The organism is Pseudomonas sp. TZ252 (assembly GCF_056110345.1).
The window spans coordinates 4754773-4771368 of record NZ_CM148566.1 but is presented as its reverse complement, the minus strand read 5'-3'; the positions used below and the strand labels follow the sequence as shown (position 1 = coordinate 4771368).

At 67.6% G+C, this 16596-nt stretch carries 15 protein-coding genes; 11 read left to right on the top strand and 4 right to left on the bottom strand.

The window, feature by feature from the left end:
• The first annotated feature begins 159 nt into the window (after positions 1-159).
• The 4 genes from ACYAF3_RS22155 (at position 160) to ACYAF3_RS22140 (ending at position 4152) form a co-directional block, all read left to right on the top strand.
• Positions 160-1371, top strand: coding sequence for a pyridoxal phosphate-dependent aminotransferase (locus ACYAF3_RS22155; protein ID WP_033983100.1), 1212 nt, complete (start codon positions 160-162; stop codon positions 1369-1371).
• 51 nt (positions 1372-1422) lie between these two features.
• Complete coding sequence (locus ACYAF3_RS22150; protein ID WP_105579172.1) at positions 1423-1875, top strand: hypothetical protein; 453 nt, start codon at positions 1423-1425, stop codon at positions 1873-1875.
• Positions 1876-2008: 133 nt separating this feature from the next.
• Complete coding sequence (htpX, locus tag ACYAF3_RS22145; RefSeq protein ID WP_003090915.1) at positions 2009-2884, top strand: protease HtpX; 876 nt, start codon at positions 2009-2011, stop codon at positions 2882-2884.
• 140 nt (positions 2885-3024) lie between these two features.
• On the top strand, positions 3025-4152 hold the full coding sequence (locus ACYAF3_RS22140; RefSeq protein WP_003090916.1) for a M14 family metallopeptidase: 1128 nt from the start codon (positions 3025-3027) through the stop codon (positions 4150-4152).
• A 31-nt stretch (positions 4153-4183) separates the two neighbouring features.
• On the opposite strand, the gene ACYAF3_RS22135 is transcribed toward ACYAF3_RS22140, so the two are convergent.
• Both ACYAF3_RS22135 and ACYAF3_RS22130 read right to left on the bottom strand, forming a co-directional pair.
• On the bottom strand, positions 4184-4840 hold the full coding sequence (locus ACYAF3_RS22135; protein ID WP_003114764.1) for a thiopurine S-methyltransferase: 657 nt from the start codon (positions 4838-4840) through the stop codon (positions 4184-4186).
• 55 nt (positions 4841-4895) lie between these two features.
• Complete coding sequence (locus ACYAF3_RS22130; protein ID WP_003114763.1) at positions 4896-5342, bottom strand: universal stress protein; 447 nt, start codon at positions 5340-5342, stop codon at positions 4896-4898.
• A 129-nt stretch (positions 5343-5471) separates the two neighbouring features.
• On the opposite strand from ACYAF3_RS22130, the gene ACYAF3_RS22125 reads away from it, so the two are divergent.
• The 6 genes from ACYAF3_RS22125 (at position 5472) to ACYAF3_RS22100 (ending at position 12542) form a co-directional block, all read left to right on the top strand.
• A complete protein-coding gene (locus tag ACYAF3_RS22125; protein WP_003143729.1) occupies positions 5472-6431 on the top strand; it encodes a LysR family transcriptional regulator in 960 nt (319 codons plus the stop codon).
• Positions 6432-6568: 137 nt separating this feature from the next.
• Positions 6569-8161, top strand: a complete 1593-nt coding sequence (locus tag ACYAF3_RS22120) for an MFS transporter (RefSeq protein WP_004350691.1) — start codon at positions 6569-6571, stop codon at positions 8159-8161.
• An 11-nt stretch (positions 8162-8172) separates the two neighbouring features.
• The gene (locus ACYAF3_RS22115; protein ID WP_003114760.1) at positions 8173-9237 is read left to right on the top strand and encodes an HlyD family secretion protein; all 1065 of its coding nucleotides are present in this window, start codon (positions 8173-8175) and stop codon (positions 9235-9237) included.
• Positions 9234-10673: an efflux transporter outer membrane subunit gene (locus ACYAF3_RS22110; protein WP_003114759.1), complete on the top strand. Its 1440-nt coding sequence runs from the start codon at positions 9234-9236 to the stop codon at positions 10671-10673. Before ACYAF3_RS22115 ends, ACYAF3_RS22110 begins: the two co-directional genes overlap by 4 nt.
• A gap of 36 nt (positions 10674-10709) precedes the next feature.
• Complete coding sequence (locus ACYAF3_RS22105) at positions 10710-11681, top strand: LysR family transcriptional regulator (protein ID WP_003106096.1); 972 nt, start codon at positions 10710-10712, stop codon at positions 11679-11681.
• Between the two features lie 90 nt (positions 11682-11771).
• Complete coding sequence (locus tag ACYAF3_RS22100; protein ID WP_003452376.1) at positions 11772-12542, top strand: DODA-type extradiol aromatic ring-opening family dioxygenase; 771 nt, start codon at positions 11772-11774, stop codon at positions 12540-12542.
• 366 nt (positions 12543-12908) lie between these two features.
• Here ACYAF3_RS22100 and ACYAF3_RS22095 read toward each other — a convergent pair whose 3' ends face one another.
• The gene (locus ACYAF3_RS22095; RefSeq protein ID WP_003114758.1) at positions 12909-14579 is read right to left on the bottom strand and encodes a DEAD/DEAH box helicase; all 1671 of its coding nucleotides are present in this window, start codon (positions 14577-14579) and stop codon (positions 12909-12911) included.
• A gap of 343 nt (positions 14580-14922) precedes the next feature.
• On the opposite strand from ACYAF3_RS22095, the gene ACYAF3_RS22090 reads away from it, so the two are divergent.
• A complete protein-coding gene (locus ACYAF3_RS22090; RefSeq protein WP_003104155.1) occupies positions 14923-15714 on the top strand; it encodes a crotonase/enoyl-CoA hydratase family protein in 792 nt (263 codons plus the stop codon).
• Between the two features lie 25 nt (positions 15715-15739).
• On the opposite strand, the gene ACYAF3_RS22085 is transcribed toward ACYAF3_RS22090, so the two are convergent.
• Positions 15740-16489, bottom strand: coding sequence for a spermidine synthase (locus tag ACYAF3_RS22085; protein ID WP_031753328.1), 750 nt, complete (start codon positions 16487-16489; stop codon positions 15740-15742).
• Positions 16490-16596 lie beyond the last annotated feature (107 nt).

The window sequence follows — 16596 nt, the reverse complement described above, 5'->3', positions numbered from 1 at the left end:
TGCCCGGCGCTCCCTTTTCCGGGGGACGGGCCGCACGTATCATGCGTGCTCCTTATAGACGCCAGTCTGTCATCCGCGTTACAGCCTGCCAAGCCGCGATCCAGCGGGCTTTTCGCAGCCTGTTCCACGGTGTTCGCTCACTTCGGGATTCGACACATCATGCAGGTCAGCAAATCGAACAAGCTCGCCAACGTCTGCTATGACATTCGCGGGCCGGTGCTCAAGCACGCCAAACGCCTAGAGGAAGAGGGTCACCGCATCCTCAAGCTGAATATCGGCAACCCGGCGCCGTTCGGTTTCGAAGCTCCCGAGGAAATTCTCCAGGACGTCATCCGCAACCTGCCGACCGCCCAGGGCTACAGCGACTCCAAGGGCCTGTTCAGCGCGCGCAAGGCAGTGATGCAGTATTACCAGCAGAAGCAGGTGGAAGGCGTCGGCGTCGAGGACATCTACCTCGGCAACGGCGTGTCGGAACTGATCGTGATGTCCATGCAGGCGCTGCTGAACAACGGCGACGAGGTGCTGATCCCCGCTCCCGACTACCCGCTGTGGACCGCCGCCGTCAGCCTCGCCGGCGGCAAGCCGGTGCACTACCTGTGCGACGAGCAGGCCAACTGGTGGCCGGACCTGGAAGACATCAAGGCGAAGATCACGCCGAATACCAGGGCGATGGTGATCATCAACCCGAACAACCCCACCGGCGCGGTGTATTCCAGGGAAGTGCTGGAAGGCATGGTCGAACTGGCCCGCCAGCACAACCTGGTGCTGTTCTCCGACGAGATCTACGACAAGATCCTCTACGACGGCGCCGTCCACGTCTCCACCGCCTCGCTGGCGCCGGACGTGCTCTGCCTGACCTTCAACGGCCTGTCCAAATCCTACCGGGTGGCCGGCTTCCGCTCCGGCTGGGTGGCGATCTCCGGGCCCAAGCAGCGGGCACAGAGCTATATCGAAGGTCTCGACATCCTCGCCAACATGCGCCTGTGCGCCAACGTCCCGGCGCAGCACGCGATCCAGACCGCCCTGGGCGGCTACCAGAGCATCAACGATCTGGTCCTGCCGCCGGGGCGCCTGCTGGAGCAGCGCAACCGCGCCTGGGAACTGCTCAACGACATCCCCGGCGTCAGCTGCGTGAAGCCGATGGGCGCGCTGTACGCCTTCCCGCGGATCGATCCGAAGGTCTGCCCGATCCACAACGACGAAAAGTTCGTCCTCGACCTGCTGCTCTCGGAAAAACTGCTGATCGTCCAGGGCACCGCCTTCAACTGGCCGTGGCCCGACCATTTCCGGGTGGTCACCCTGCCCCGCGTCGACGACCTGGAGCAGGCGATCCTGCGCATCGGCAGCTTCCTCAAGGGCTACCAGCAGTAACCCCCCCGCTCCCGCGGCGCCGCTGGCGCCGCCCTGCCCGGCGACCCATCCATGGACCTGCAGATCGACGACTTCCACAAGGACGCCGCTGGCGGCCTCCTGCTTCTCTACCAGGCGTTTCCGCGCAAGACCGCGCTCTACGTCGAAGACCTGATCGGCCGCGAGGCGCCGGACGAGTTCGGCCTGCCGAGCAAACGTCACCAAAGTTGTCTGGGCGCGTTGCTCTGGCTCGCCGAGGAAGGCTACCTGCGCTTCGCCAACACCATTCATTACGAGGCTCTCGACCAGGCGGTGCTCAGCGAAAAGGCCTTCCTAAGACTTACCCGTATCGTCCCCCGGGCCGCGGCGGCGCTGGCCGAGGCGCCGGCCAGCGTGAGCCGCGAACAGGCCAGCCTGGCCAACCAGTTGCGCCAGGCGCTGGCGCAGGGCGACGGCGAACGCCTGGCCGGGCTGACCCGCCTGCTGTTCGAGGGCAACCTGGGCGCGCAAGGCGACACAGTTTGAAATAGTCCCTCGATTGAATCGCCATGGACCGCCCCTTATATAACCCCGCATGATTATCAGGAGCCCGTTCGCCCGCCCCGGCGGCCTGCGAACCGCGCTCCGTGCCTTCAGCCGTGAGGAGAAGCTTTACACCATGATGCGCATCCTGTTGTTCCTGGCCACCAACCTGGCAGTCCTGGTGATTGCCAGCATCACCCTGAAACTGCTCGGGGTGGACCGCTTCACCGGCCAGAATTACGGCAGCCTGCTGGTCTTCTGCGCCGTGTTCGGTTTCGCCGGTTCGCTGGTCTCGCTGTTCATCTCCAAGTGGATGGCGAAGATGAGCACCGGTACCGAAGTCATCAGCCAGCCGCGCACCCGTCACGAACAGTGGCTGCTGCAAACCGTCGAAGAGCTGTCCCGCGAAGCCGGCATCAAGATGCCGGAGGTCGGCATCTTCCCCGCCTACGAGGCCAACGCCTTCGCCACCGGCTGGAACAAGAACGACGCGCTGGTCGCGGTCAGCCAGGGCCTGCTCGAACGTTTCTCGCCCGATGAGGTGAAAGCCGTCCTCGCCCACGAGATCGGTCACGTCGCCAACGGCGACATGGTCACCCTGGCATTGATCCAGGGCGTGGTGAACACCTTCGTGATGTTCTTCGCGCGGATCTTCGGCAACTTCGTCGACAAGGCCATCCTGAAGAACGAGGACGGCCCGGGCATCGGCTACTTCGTCGCGACCATCTTCGCCGAACTGGTGCTCGGCATCCTCGCCAGCATCATCGTCATGTGGTTCTCGCGCCGCCGCGAGTTCCGCGCCGACGCCGCCGGCGCCCACCTGGCCGGCACCGGCGCGATGATCGCCGCGCTGCAACGCCTGCGTTCGGAACAGGGCGTGCCGGTGCAGATGCCCGACACCCTGAACGCCTTCGGCATCAATGGCGGCCTCAAGCACGGCCTGGCCGGCCTGCTGATGAGCCACCCGCCGCTGGAAGATCGTATCGAAGCGCTGCGCGCCAGCGCACGCTGATCCGCTTTCACACTTGGGACAGGGCGACCATCGGTCGCCCTTTTTTTATGCCCGGGAAAGCCACCTATCCATGGTCGCTTTGACAGCCGCGAGCCAGCCCCGGAACATGCGGGTCCGTGATTTCGCCCGATGAGGTTCCCATGCAGATCCGCGCCGATTTCGACAGCGGCAACATCCAGGTCATCGATGCCAGCGATCCCCGCCGGATCCGCCTGGCGATCCGTCCCGACCTGGCCAGCCAGCATTTCCAGTGGTTCCACTTCAAGGTCGAGGGCATGGCTGCCGCCACCGAGCACCGCTTCACCCTGGTCAACGCCGGCCAGTCGGCCTACAGCCATGCCTGGAGCGGCTACCAGGCAGTCGCCTCGTACGATGGCGAACGCTGGTTCCGCGTACCGTCGCAATACGACGCCGACGGCCTGCATTTCCAGCTGGAACCGGAAGAAAGCGAAGTCCGCTTCGCCTACTTCGAGCCCTACAGCCGCGAACGGCATGCCCGCCTGGTCGAACGTGCGCTCGGCATCGAGGGCGTCGAACGGCTCGCCGTCGGCACCAGCGTGCAAGGCCGCGACATCGAATTGCTGCGGGTCAGGCGCCATCCCGACAGCCACCTGAAGCTGTGGGTCATCGCCCAGCAGCATCCCGGCGAACACATGGCCGAATGGTTCATGGAAGGCCTGATCGAGCGCCTGCAGCGGCCGGATGATACGGAAATGCAGCGCCTGCTGGAAAAGGCCGACCTGTACCTGGTGCCGAACATGAACCCGGACGGCGCGTTCCACGGCAACCTGCGCACCAACGCCGCCGGCCAGGATCTCAACCGGGCCTGGCTGGAGCCGAGCGCCGAGCGCAGCCCGGAAGTCTGGTTCGTCCAGCAGGAGATGAAGCGCCATGGCGTCGACCTGTTCCTCGACATCCACGGCGACGAGGAAATCCCCCACGTATTCGCCGCCGGCTGCGAGGGCAACCCGGGCTATACGCCCCGCCTGGAACGGCTCGAGCAACGCTTCCGCGAGGAACTGATGGCGCGCGGCGAATTCCAGATCCGCCATGGCTACCCACGCAGTGCGCCGGGCCAGGCCAACCTGGCGCTGGCCTGCAACTTCGTCGGGCAGACCTACGACTGCCTGGCGTTCACCATCGAGATGCCGTTCAAGGACCACGACGACAACCCGGAGCCCGGGACCGGCTGGTCCGGCGCCCGCTCCAAGCGGCTCGGCCAGGACGTCCTGAGCACCCTTGCGGTGCTGGTCGACGAACTCCGCTGAAAATGGACGGGGCGCCGCGCGGCGCCCCGTTTCAGCCTCTCTCCAGCAGGTAGACGGCCTCGTCCAGCCAGGACACCCCGCGCTCGAGGAATTTCCAGTTGACGCCGAGCACGTCGCCGCGCTCCAGTTCCTCGATCCGCCAACCGCCAGCGTAGTAGCCACGCACCTCCTCGTCGGGCACGGCGAACGGCGGACCGGCCATCTCCGCCTGCGGGTAGTCGATGGTGACCAGCAAGCCGAGGCTGCGCGTCGGCAGGACCGCCTGGAGATGCCCGGCATAGCGCTCGCGCATCTCCGGCGGCAGGGCGATCAGCGCGGCGCGGTCGTAGAACGCCCTGCACTGCGCCAGGTGCTCTGCCTGCAAGGCGAAGAAATCACCCTGCAGCAGGGTGATGCCGGCGACCCGGTAGCGGCGGAAACCATCCAGTTGATCGATCTCGGGGTGCAGGTCGTGCTCCTCGAAGAAGTCGCTCACGGCCTTTTCCGAAAGCTCCACCCCCAGCACCTCCAGTCCCTGGGCGGCCAGCCAGGCCAGGTCCAGGGTCTTGCCGCACAACGGCACCAGGATCTGTTCGCCCGCTTGCAGTCGCAGCCGCGACAGGTGGCGCATCAGGTAGGGATTGATCTCGTCCAGGTGGAAGCCGATCTGGTTGTTCGCCCAGCGGGCGTGCCAAAAATCCGCCTGCATCCTGTCCTCCGCATTCGTGGGAAAAACCGCAAGGTGGCGACAATCGGCCGGCAGGTCAACTCCCCTGCGCATCTCCCTCGCGCACTTCCACCAGCACCGGACACGGCGCCTCGCGGATCACCCGGTCGCCGACCGAAGGATCGAGCAGGCGCTCCAGCCGCCCCAGGTGCCGATGACCGATGACGATCAGCTCGCAGCCCAGGCGTCGCGCCTCGCCCAGGATCACCTGCACCGGGTCGCCGGCGCGCAGCTCGGCCCGTACCTCCAGCTCGCACCCGGCTAGCAGCGCACGGGCCTCGTCGAGCACCTGCCGGGCCTCTTCGCACTCGTGCGCGGCGGGCGGATAGTCGAGCAGCGTCGGCCGGCCCGGCAACGCATAGCCGGCGTCCACCGCGCACAGCAGGTGGACCCGCGCGCCCGGCGCGGCGGCCTGCCGCGCCAGCTCGGCAATGCGACGGGTCTGCGGGCCGCCGTCGATGGCGACCAGGAGCGTATGGAACATCGGCAAATCCTCGGATAGAGCGTGCACCGGCATTCTTCGGCAGCCACCGGTGCGCGTAAAGGCACCGCGAACGCAATCCAGCAATGCAGCGAACGCACGCCTGGGAGAACGAAAGACTGCACCCTGCGCATGCCAGCGTGCTTATACTTCCACTCCATGCATCTTCCCGATCTGAATCTCCTGGTCGCCCTCAACGTTCTTCTCGAAGAGGGCAGCGTGGTCGGAGCCGCGCGCCGCATGCACCTCAGCCCACCGGCGATGAGCCGTACCCTGTCACGGATCCGCGAGGCGGTAGGCGACCCGATCATGGTCCGCGCCGGCCGCAAGCTGGTGCCCACGCCCCGTGCCCTGGAACTGCAGGAGCAGGTCCGGCAACTGGTGGACCAGGCCCGCGACCTGTTCAACACTCGCGAGACCATCCAACTGGACAAGCTGGAGCGCTGCTTCACCCTGCGTTCCAACAACACCCTGGTCGGCGGTCTGTCGATACGCCTGCTGGAGATCTTCGCCGAGGAGGCGCCGCGCTGCACCCTGCGCTTCGTGCAGGAGTCGGACATCGACGACGAGGCACTGCGGCAGAACCGCATCGACCTCTATATCGGCGCCTCGTCCTGGATGGAACCCGAGGTCAAGACCCAGCAGTTGCTCACCACCCGCTTCGTCGGCCTGGCCCGCCAGGGGCACCCGATCTTCGACGGCGAGATCACTCCGCAGCGCTTCGTCGCTTTTCCGCATATCGCCGTCTCGCGTCGTGGCCTCAACCATGGACCGCTGGACCAGGCCCTGGGAGAACTCGGCCTGAAGCGCGACGTCAAGCTGATCAGCCCGACCTTCCACTCGGCGATCTTCGCCCTGCCCGGCTCCGACCTGCTGCTGCCGATCGCCGAGCATTCCCTGTGGCGGGCCAACCGACTGGGCCTGGGCCTGCGCCAGTTCGACATCCCGGTGCCGTTGAAGACCGTGATGGTGGTCCAGGCCTGGCATCCACGCTTCGACAACGATCCCGCGCACCGCTGGTTCCGGCAAACGATCAAGCGGATTTGCGAGGAAGTGCAGAGCGATCCCCATCCGCTGCTTGGCTCCAACTGAAACAGATGCACAAAATGCACTGATTCATTTCGATCATTTCAATTTTCACACTACCGGGACGCTCCTAGACTGCGGCGGAAATCAGAAGAGTTTCCGCCCATGCCTTGTTTCCCCACCCTCGCCGTAGCGAGGTCGCGATGACTTCGCTCGCCACCCCGCTCGGCCAGCCGACGCCAACCGCAGCCCCCGCCGCCCAGCCTTTCGGCACGCGCATCGTGGTAGGCCTGCTCGGCGTGCTGCTCGCCTCGCTCACCGCCGGTCTCAATGGTCATGTCACCGAGATCGCCATGACCGATGTGCGCGGCGCACTCGCCATTGGCCATGACGAAGGCACCTGGCTGACCGTGCTCTACGAAGCCACCCAGGTCGCCGCCATGGCATTCGCGCCCTGGTGTTCGGTGACCTTTTCCCTGCGCCGCTTCACGCTCTTCGCCATCGGCGGCTTCGCCCTGCTGGCCCTGCTCTGTCCGTTCGCGCCGAACCTCGAGAGCCTGCTGGTCCTGCGCACCCTGCAAGGGCTGATGGCCGGCTGCCTGCCGCCAATGCTGATGACCGTGGCGCTACGCTTCCTGCCACCCGGGATAAAGCTCTATGGCCTGGGCGCCTATGCCCTCACCGCGACCTTCGGGCCCAACCTGGGCCTGCCGCTGGCGGCGTTCTGGTTCGAATACGTCGGCTGGCAGTGGGTGTTCTGGCAGGTCATTCCGCTGTGCCTGGTGGCGATGGCCGCGGTGTCCCATGGCCTGCCCCAGGACCCGGTGCGCCTGGAACGCTTCCGCCAGTTCGACGGCATCGGCCTGCTCACCGGTTTCCCGGCGATCTGCGCCCTGGTGATCGGTCTGCTGCAAGGCGAACGCCTGGACTGGTTCGAGTCGCCGCTGATCTGCCTGCTGCTGGGCAGCGGCAGCCTCCTGCTGGGGCTGTTCCTGGTCAACGAATGGAGCCACCCGCTGCCGTTCTTCCGCCTGCAGTTGCTGAAGCGGCGCAACCTGACCTTCGCCCTGATCACCCTGGCCGGCGTGCTGGTGGTGCTCGGCGCGAGCATGGGCGTGCCGACCGAATTCCTCGCCGAGATCCGCGGCTACCGCCCCCTGCAGAGCGTACCCATGGTGTTGCTGGTGGCCCTTCCGCAGCTCGTCGCGCTGCCGCTGGTGGCGGCCCTCTGCAACATCCCGCGGGTCGACTGCCGCTGGGTGCTGGCCTGCGGCCTGTGCCTGTGCGCCGGTGCCTGTCTGAGCTTCAGCCAACTGACGGCGGACTGGGTGCGCGAGGACTTCTACCTGCCGATGCTGTTACTGGTGGTCGGCCAGCCGATGGCGGTGATTCCGCTGCTGATGCTCTCCACCAGCGTCATCGCGCCCATCGAGGGACCCTTCGCCTCGGCCTGGTTCAACACCGTCCGCGGCTTCTCCGGGGTAGTCGCCACCGCGGTGATCGGCGCCCTCGGCACCGCCCGCGAGCACTACCACTCCAACCGCCTGGTGGATCACCTGGGCAATGCGCCCCAGGCCGTCGAACTGCGCCTGCAACAGATCGCCGGCCTGCAACCGGGCGCCGACTCCGGCGCGCACTGGCAGCACCTGGCCGAACAGGCCCGCCAACAGGCCCAGGTGCTGGGCAACGCCGACGTGCTGCTGGCAATGGCCGGCCTGGCCTGCGCCCTGCTGATCCTGATTCCGATCCTGCCGCAACGGGCCTACCCGCCCCGCCCGGTCGCTCCCACACACTGAAAGGTCGCTGTATGTCGTTCATCACTTCGCGCAAGGGCAGCCTGCTGCTCGCCGCCCTGCTGGTCCTGACCCTACTGGTCTACCTGCTGTTCCACCTGCTCGCCCCACGGGTCGTGCAGAGCACCGACGACGCCTATGTGCACGCCGATTTCACCCTGGTCGCGCCGAAAGTCGCCGGCTTCGTCCAGGACGTTCTGGTCGAGGACAACCAGCCGGTCAAGGCCGGCCAGTTGCTCGCCCGCCTCGACGACCGCGACTTCCGCACCGCCCTGGCCGCCGCCGAAGCCGACGTGCTCGGTGCCGAGGCCAACCTGGCCAATGCCGAGGCCAACCTGCAACGCCAGCAGGCGCTGATCGAACAGGCGCGGGCCAAGGTCCGCGCCGAGCAGGCCGAGCTGGTCTTCGCCCGTCACGAGCAAAGCCGCTACCAGACCCTCGCCAGCAAGGGCGCCGGCAGCCTGCAGAACGCCCAGCAGGCGCAATCGCGGATCGATACCGCCAGCGCCCGGCTGGCCGAGGGCCAGGCCGCAGTGGATGCCACGCGCAAGCAGGTGAGCGTCCTCGAAGCCCGCGTCGGCCAGGCCCGTGGCGACCTGCAACGCATGCAGGCGCGACGCGACCAGGCCCGCCTGGACCTCTCCTACTGCGAACTCCGCGCGCCCTTCGACGGCCAGGTCGGCCGCCGCCAACTGCGCGTCGGCGCCTATGTCACGCCGGGCAGCGCGCTGCTGGCGGTGGTGCCACTGCAGCAGGCCTACGTGGTCGGCAATTTCCAGGAAACCCAACTGACCCACGTCTCTCCCGGACAGGCCGTGGAGATCCGCGTCGATACCTTCCCCGGCGAGGTTCTGCGCGGCCATGTCGACAGCATCGCACCGGCCACCGGCCTGAGCTTCGCGCCGATCGCCCCGGACAACGCCACCGGCAACTTCACCAAGGTGGTCCAGCGGATCCCGGTGAAGATCGTTCTCGAGCCGCGCCAGGCCATGGCGGGCAAGTTGCGTGTGGGCATGTCGGTGGAAGCACGGATCGACACCGCGACCGGCACCCGCTCCGCCGAGGTCGCCCAGCAATGAAAGGCACTCCGCTCCTGCTTATTGCCAGCCTTGCGCTCGGCGCCTGCAGCCTCGGCCCCGACTTCACCCGCCCGGACCGCCCTGCGCCCGGCGAATGGTCGCTCCAGGCCGCTGCCGGCAACCCCAGCCACCTCGCCGCCGCGCCGCTCGCAGCCCAATGGTGGACGCTGTTCGACGACGCGCAATTGAACGCCCTGCTGCAACGGGTCCAGCGTGCCAACCTCGACCTGCGCAGCGCCGCGGCGCGCCTGCAGCAGAGCCGCGCGATCCGTCGCAGCCTCGGCGGTGACGCCCTGCCCTCGGTGGACGCCAGCGGCAACTACCAGCGCCAGCGGACCACCAGCGCCGGCCTGTTCGATCCCTCCGGCAAGGCCGGCAAAGGCAACTACAACCACGCCCTGGCCGGCTTCGACGCCTCCTGGGAGCTGGACTTCTGGGGCCGCGTGCGACGCGAGCTGGAAGCCGCCGACGCGACGGTGGAAGCCAGCGAGAACGAACTGCGCGACGTGCAGGTCTCGGTGCTGGCGGAAGCCGCGCGCGACTATATCCAGTTGCGCGGCGAACAGAACCGTGCGGCGATCATCCGCGACAACCTCGAGACCGCACGGCGCAGCCTGGAACTCACCCGCACGCGCCTGGCCAACGGCGTCGCCACCGACCTCGAGGTAGCCCAGGCGCTGGCCCAGGTGGCCAGCATGGAGGCACGCCTGCCCGAGGTGGAAAAGAACCAGGCGCACCTGGTCAACGCCCTCGGCTACCTGGTCGGTGCCAGCCCCGGCAGCCTGCTCGCCGAACTCGGCCCGGCGCGGGCGATTCCGCGTCCGCCGGGCAGCGTGCCGGTCGGCCTGCCGTCCGAACTGGCCCAGCGCCGCCCCGACATCCGTCGTGCCGAAGCGCGCCTGCACGCCGCTACCGCCAGCATCGGCGTGGCCAAGGCGGACTTCTATCCGCGCATCACGCTCAACGGCAACTTCGGTTTCGAATCCCTGCAACTGTCCAGCCTGGGCGACTGGGACCATCGCCAGTTCGCCATCGGCCCGGCGTTCAGCCTGCCGATCTTCGAAGGCGGACGCCTGCGCGGACGCCTGGAGCTACGTGAGGCACAGCAGCAGGAAGCCGCCATCGACTACCAGCGCACCGTGCTGCGTGCCTGGCAGGAAGTCGACGACGCGATGCACGACTACGCCGCCAACCAGCGCCGCCAGGAGCGCCTCGGCGAAGCCGTGGCGCAGAACCGCCGCGCCCTGCAGAGCGCCCGCGAGCAATACCGCGCCGGCGCGGTGGACTTCCTCAGCGTGCTCGACAGCCAGCGGCAACTGCTGGACAACCAGGAACAGCAGGTCGCCAGCGACGAAGCGGTGTCGCTGACCCTGGTCAACCTCTACAAGGCGCTGGGCGGCGGCTGGAGCCCAACGTCCGACCCGGCGTCGGGCTGAGACGGCGCCGGGCGCGGACCGGCGAAGGAGTTGGAAATGGACCTGCTGCAAGGTATCCGGACCTTCGTCCGCGTGGTGGAGCACGGCAGCTTCACCCAGGCCGCCCAGGCGCTGGGGACCTCTCCGGCGACCGTTTCGCGCCAGGTCGCCGGGCTCGAACAGGCGCTCTCGGCGCGCCTGCTGCAACGCAATACGCGCAGCGTCGTGGTGACGGAAAGCGGTCTGCGCTACTACGAGCATTGCAAGCAGATCCTACGCACGGTCGCCGCCGCCGCGGCGGACGTCGAAGACAGCCAGTCCCACGCCAGCGGTCGCCTGCGCCTCCACGCGGTGACCGAACTGGGCCTCGAGCACCTGATGCCGCTACTGGTGGACTACCTGGACGGCCATCCGGACGTCTCCGTCGACCTCACGCTGGCCCAGGGCACCCCGGCCCTGCTCGAGGAAGGCCTGGACGTGCTGATCACCCTCGGCCGAACCTTGCCGGACTCGACCCTGGTCGCCCGCGATCTCGGCCAGGTGTTCAGCGTGGTCTGTGCCGCGCCGGAATACCTGGCACGGCATGGCGTGCCACGCACGCCGGAGGACCTGCTGCGGCATCGCTGCCTGAACGTGGCCGCGCCGTCCTGCCCGCAGGGCTGGGCCTTCGTCGGCGAACGCGGCGAAACGCTGCTCGATCTCGACGAGGCGCTCAAGGTCAACCTTCCCGAGGCCGCCTGCGCCGCCGCCGCGGCCGGGCTCGGCGTCTGCCTGCTGCCCGGCTTCGTCGCCGCCCGCGCGCTGCAGGAAGGCAGCCTGTTGCGGCTACTGCCGGGCCATCGACTGCATGTCCGCGAGGTGTTCGTGCTGTACTCCTCGCGGCGCTACCTGGACGCCAAGATCCGCACCTGGGTGGACTTCCTCAGGGAACGCCTGCCCCTGGCGTTCGAGCGTGACCGGGCGATCCTCGACGATCGGCGCTACTGGGCGGAAAGCCCAACCGGCGTAGCGCGCGAGACAGCGACCTAACGCCTGGATCGATAGGTATCCTCAAAAACATATACTGGTTTTCGATTGATCGAGGGAGGAACATGGCTCATCCGAGTCATGAGGTGAATCATGCTACCGACTCTCTATATTTCCCACGGCTCACCGATGCTCGCCCTCGAACCGGGCGCCAGCGGTGTACAACTGCGCCGCCTGGCTACAGAGCTGCCGCGGCCGAAGGCGATCCTGGTGGTTTCCGCGCACTGGGAAAGCGACGACCTGCGAGTAACCGGCGCCGCGGCGCCGGATATCTGGCACGACTTCTACGGCTTTCCGCCGCCCCTCTACGCCGTGCGCTACCCGGCCAAAGGCGAGCCGGCGCTGGCGCAGCGGACGATCGAACTGCTCCAGGCCGCCGGCCTGCCGGCCCAGGCCGACCCACAGCGACCATTCGACCACGGCACCTGGGTGCCGCTGAGCCTGATGTACCCGCAGGCGGACATCCCGGTGCTCCAGCTGTCCCTGCCGAGCCGCCTCGGTCCGGCCCTGCAGAGCCGCGTCGGCCAGGCCCTGCGCCAACTGCGCGGGGAAGGCGTGCTGCTGATCGGTTCCGGCAGCATCACCCACAACCTGGGCGAACTGGACTGGCGCGCCGGGCCGGAAGCCATCGCGCCCTGGGCGCGGGAGTTCCGTGACTGGATGGTGGAAAAGCTCCAGGCCGACGACCAGGCCGCGCTTCACGACTACCGCCGGCAGGCGCCCTGGGCGGCGCGCAACCACCCCAGCGACGAGCACCTGCTGCCACTGTTCTTCGCCCGCGGCGCGGGCGGCGGCGGGATGCGCGTCGAGCACAGCGGCTTTACCCTGGGCTCGTTGGGGATGGATATCTATCGCTTCGATTGACAGGGTTTCTCGTGGGACTGGCGGAGAGCATCGGCTTCCCGCCGCAAGCTGGGTGGACTCGGCTGGCAGCCAGGAAATCGCGAGCGATATAGTCCTGTAGTGCGGATAACGCCATAGGCGTGATCCGCGATGTCAGGGATAGGCGGCGGATCAGGGCTTCGGTATGTGCAGGTCTGGCATGCACGACGTGGTGCCTGCCCTGGCGGCTGGGCGAGTCCTTTGTTTCCTTTAGACGCTTGCCAAAGGGACTCGCCCGGGGTGACGAAGCGAGAAGCCGGGGCAGGCGCGAAAAACAGCCTGGCCAGCAAACATCAAGCCCATGAAAAAGCCCCGCCGAAGCGGGGCTTTTGTTCATCGCGCTGGACCTCAGTCCTCGCGATAGCGGCGCAGGCGCAGGGCCTTGCCGGCGACGCGGGTGTCCTTGAGCTTGGTCAGCAGGCGCTCGAGATTGGCCTCGGGCAGCTCGATCAGGCTGAAGGTATCGCGAATCTGGATGCGACCGATGTCCTCGCGGGACAGGCCGCCCTCGTTGAGGATCGCGCCCAGCAGGTTCTTCGCCGCAACCCCGTCGCGCGCGCCGAGGGCAGTGCGGCAGCGGGCACGGCCTTCGCTCGGCGGCGCCATCGGACGACGCTCGCCGCTGCGCTCCGGACGCTCGCCGCGTTCGCCACGGTCGGCACGCTCGCGCGGTGCCGATGGGGTCAGCGGCTGTTCGCGGCGCACCGACTCCAGGTCCAGCGCCTTGCCGGCGGTCAGGCGTGCCAGCAATGCGGCGGCCAGGGTCTCGGCATCGCAGCCGAGGCGACGGCACAGCTCGTCGCGCACCGCGCCGCGCTGCTCGACGGCGCTGTCGAGCAAGGGCGTCAGGCTCGCGGCCAGGCGCGCCAGGCGGGCCTCCAGCACGGTCTCGGCATCCGGCAGGCGGACTTCGCCGACCTTCTGCCCGGTGACCCGCTCGATCACCTGCAGCATGCGCCGCTCGCGCGGAGTCACCAGCAACAGCGCGCGCCCTTCCCGGCCGGCACGGCCGGTACGGCCGATGCGGTGCACGTAGGACTCGGGGTCGTACGGCATGTCGATGTTCAGCACGTGGGTGATGCGCGGTACGTCCAGGCCCCGGGCGGCAACGTCGGTGGCGATGACGATGTCCAGCGAACCGTCCTTCAGCGACTCGATGACCCGCTCGCGCTGGGCCTGCGGCATGTCGCCGTTGAGCGCGGCGGCGCGGTAGCCCTGGCGCTCGAGCAATTCGGCGTAGTCGAGGGTGGCCTGCTTGGTGCGGACGAAGGCGATCAGCGCGTCGAACTGCTCGACTTCCAGCAGACGCTGGATCGAACCGGCCTTCTGGTCGGCATGGACCATCAGGTGGACCTGCTCGATGCGCGCCACGGTCTGGGTCTTGGCGGCGATCTTGACGTGCTTGGGCTGCTTCAGGTGGCGCTCGGCGATGCCACGGATGGACGCCGGCAGGGTCGCCGAGAAGAGCACGGTCTGGCGCGATTCGGGAAGCGCCTCGAAGATCACTTCCAGGTCGTCCATGAAGCCGAGCTTGAGCATCTCGTCGGCTTCGTCGAGCACCAGGCGCTGGACGGTGGCCAGCAGCTTCTCGTCGCGGCGCAGGTGGTCGCACAGGCGGCCGGGGGTAGCGACGAGGATCTGTGCGCCCTGGCGCAGGGCCTTCAGCTGCGGCCCCATGGGCGCGCCGCCGTAGACGGCGACCACGCCGACGCCCGGCAATTGCTTGGAATAGGTTTCGCAGGCGGTGGCGACCTGCAGGGCCAGCTCGCGGGTCGGCACCAGCACCAGCATCTGCGGCTCGCGGCGGCTCGGGTCGATGCGCGACAGCAGCGGCAGGGCGAACGCGGCGGTCTTGCCGGTACCGGTCTGCGCCTGGCCGATCATGTCGTGGCCTTCGAGGATCAGCGGAATCGATTGAGCCTGGATAGGCGAAGGCTCTTCGTAGCCTACGGCGACGATTGCCGCGAGCACATTGGGGTGAATACCGAGCGCGGCGAAGCCGACGGTTTCCTGAGTCATGGGTTTGCCTCGTATACATCCGCAAAGACCCATGACCCATGGCTGCTCATGCCCTGTACGGCCGAAACGGCCACCCAGGCAGCTGGGGCGGGGATTTGCGAGATTGCTTTTGAATTAGAAGATTACGTAAAGGAAATCCGCAGAGCGGATACACAGCCAGAGCACAGCGCTCCGAAAAATGCAGGTCCTGAACGGGGTCAGTTTTGACCGGCGCGCATCATACCGGAATTTTGACGTTTGTGTGCGTTTTTTCCGACATGCGTCATCGGAGAGACTGACAATGGACATCCCGATTCCAGACGTCTATACCGACGTTGCCCGCCCCCCGCCAGGAAACCGCCGCATGAACGACACCCTCCCAGGACGCATCAGCCGCGAACGGCGCGGCCACCTGCTGCTGCTCGGCCTCGACCGCGTGGCCAAGCGCAACGCCTTCGACCTGCCGATGCTCGACGACCTGGTCGCCGCGCTCGGCGAATACGAGGCCGACGACCAGTTGCGCTGTGCCCTGCTCTTCGCCCACGGCGAGCATTTCACCGCCGGGCTGGACCTGGCCAATGTCGGCGAGACCTTCCGCCAGGGCTGGAAACTCCCCGAAGGCGCCGTCGATCCCTGGGGCACCTTCGGCGGCCGGCGTCCAAGCAAGCCGCTGGTGGTGGCCGTGCAAGGCTACTGCTACACCATCGGCATCGAACTGATGCTGGCGGCCGACATCAACCTCTGCGCCAGCAACGCGCGCTTCGCCCAGCTCGAAGTGCAGCGCGGAATCCTCCCGTTCGGTGGCGCGACACTGCGCATGCACCAGGTCGCCGGCTGGGGCAACGCCATGCGCTGGCTGCTCACCGGCGACGAATTCGACGCCCACGAAGCCTATCGTCTCGGCCTGGTGCAGGAAGTCACCGCCCCGGAGGACCTCCTCGACCACGCCATCGCCCTCGCCGAACGGGTCGCGGCCCAGGCGCCGCTGGGCGTGCGCGCCACCCTCGGCTCGGCGCGCCAGGCCCTGCTGGAAGGCGAAGCGGTCGCCGCCGCTGCGTTGCCGGAAGCCGCCAGGCGCCTGCTCGACAGCGAGGACGCCAAGGAAGGCCTGCGCGCTCTCCAGGAACGCCGCCCGGGACGCTTCGAAGGACGCTAGCCGGGCCCTTGTCCGCGCGCCCTGGCTACTGGGCCGGGCGCAGGCTGTCGATATAGCCCTGCAACGAATAGCCGAGTTGCGGCTCCAGCGCCGCGGCACGCGTCCGCAGGGCTTCCTGGTCGAGTTCGAGGGCCAGGTTCGCCGGCACCAGCATCACCACGTTGCCCTCGGCCACCGGACACTCCCAGTAATGATGGTGATAGCGCCCGCGCAGCAGCGGCGCGCCCAGCGGCTTGCCATCGGTGCCGCTCCACTGGTTGATCACCAGCCAGCCATCCTCGGCGAGGCGCTCCTGGCAGGCACCGAGGAAATTCCAGGCCAGGTGCGCGGCCGACGGGCCGGTATCGGTATAGAGGTCGAGGAAGATCAGGTCGGCCTCCGCGCATTCGCCCAGGCTCTCCAGTGCGTCGCCGATGCGCAATCGCAGGCGCGGGTCGTCGCGCAGCCCCAGATGCTCGCGGGCCAGGCGCGGAATCGCCGGGCGCAGCTCGATGGCCTCGGCCTCCTCCAGCGGCAGGTGGCGCAGGCAGGCCTGGGTCAGGCTGCCGGCACCGAAACCGAGGAACAACGCGCGACGCGGTTGCGAATGGCAGAGCCCGCCGAGCAGCATGGCGCGGGTGTAGTCGTATTCCAGCCAGGCCGGATCGGGCATGAACACGCAGCTCTGCTCGACACCGTCGCCGAACTCGAGGAAGCGATAGTCGCCGGACTCGATGACCCGGATGACCCCGTATTCGTCGCGCTCCTCGACCAGCAGACATTCTTCGCTCACCACTCACCTCCCCCCGCCGCTTCGCCGGCTATCGCCAGGCGCTCCGGCAAAAGCACCGCAGCATAGCAAAGCCGGCCCGACGATGGATTTCCGCTATTGCAACGATCGCT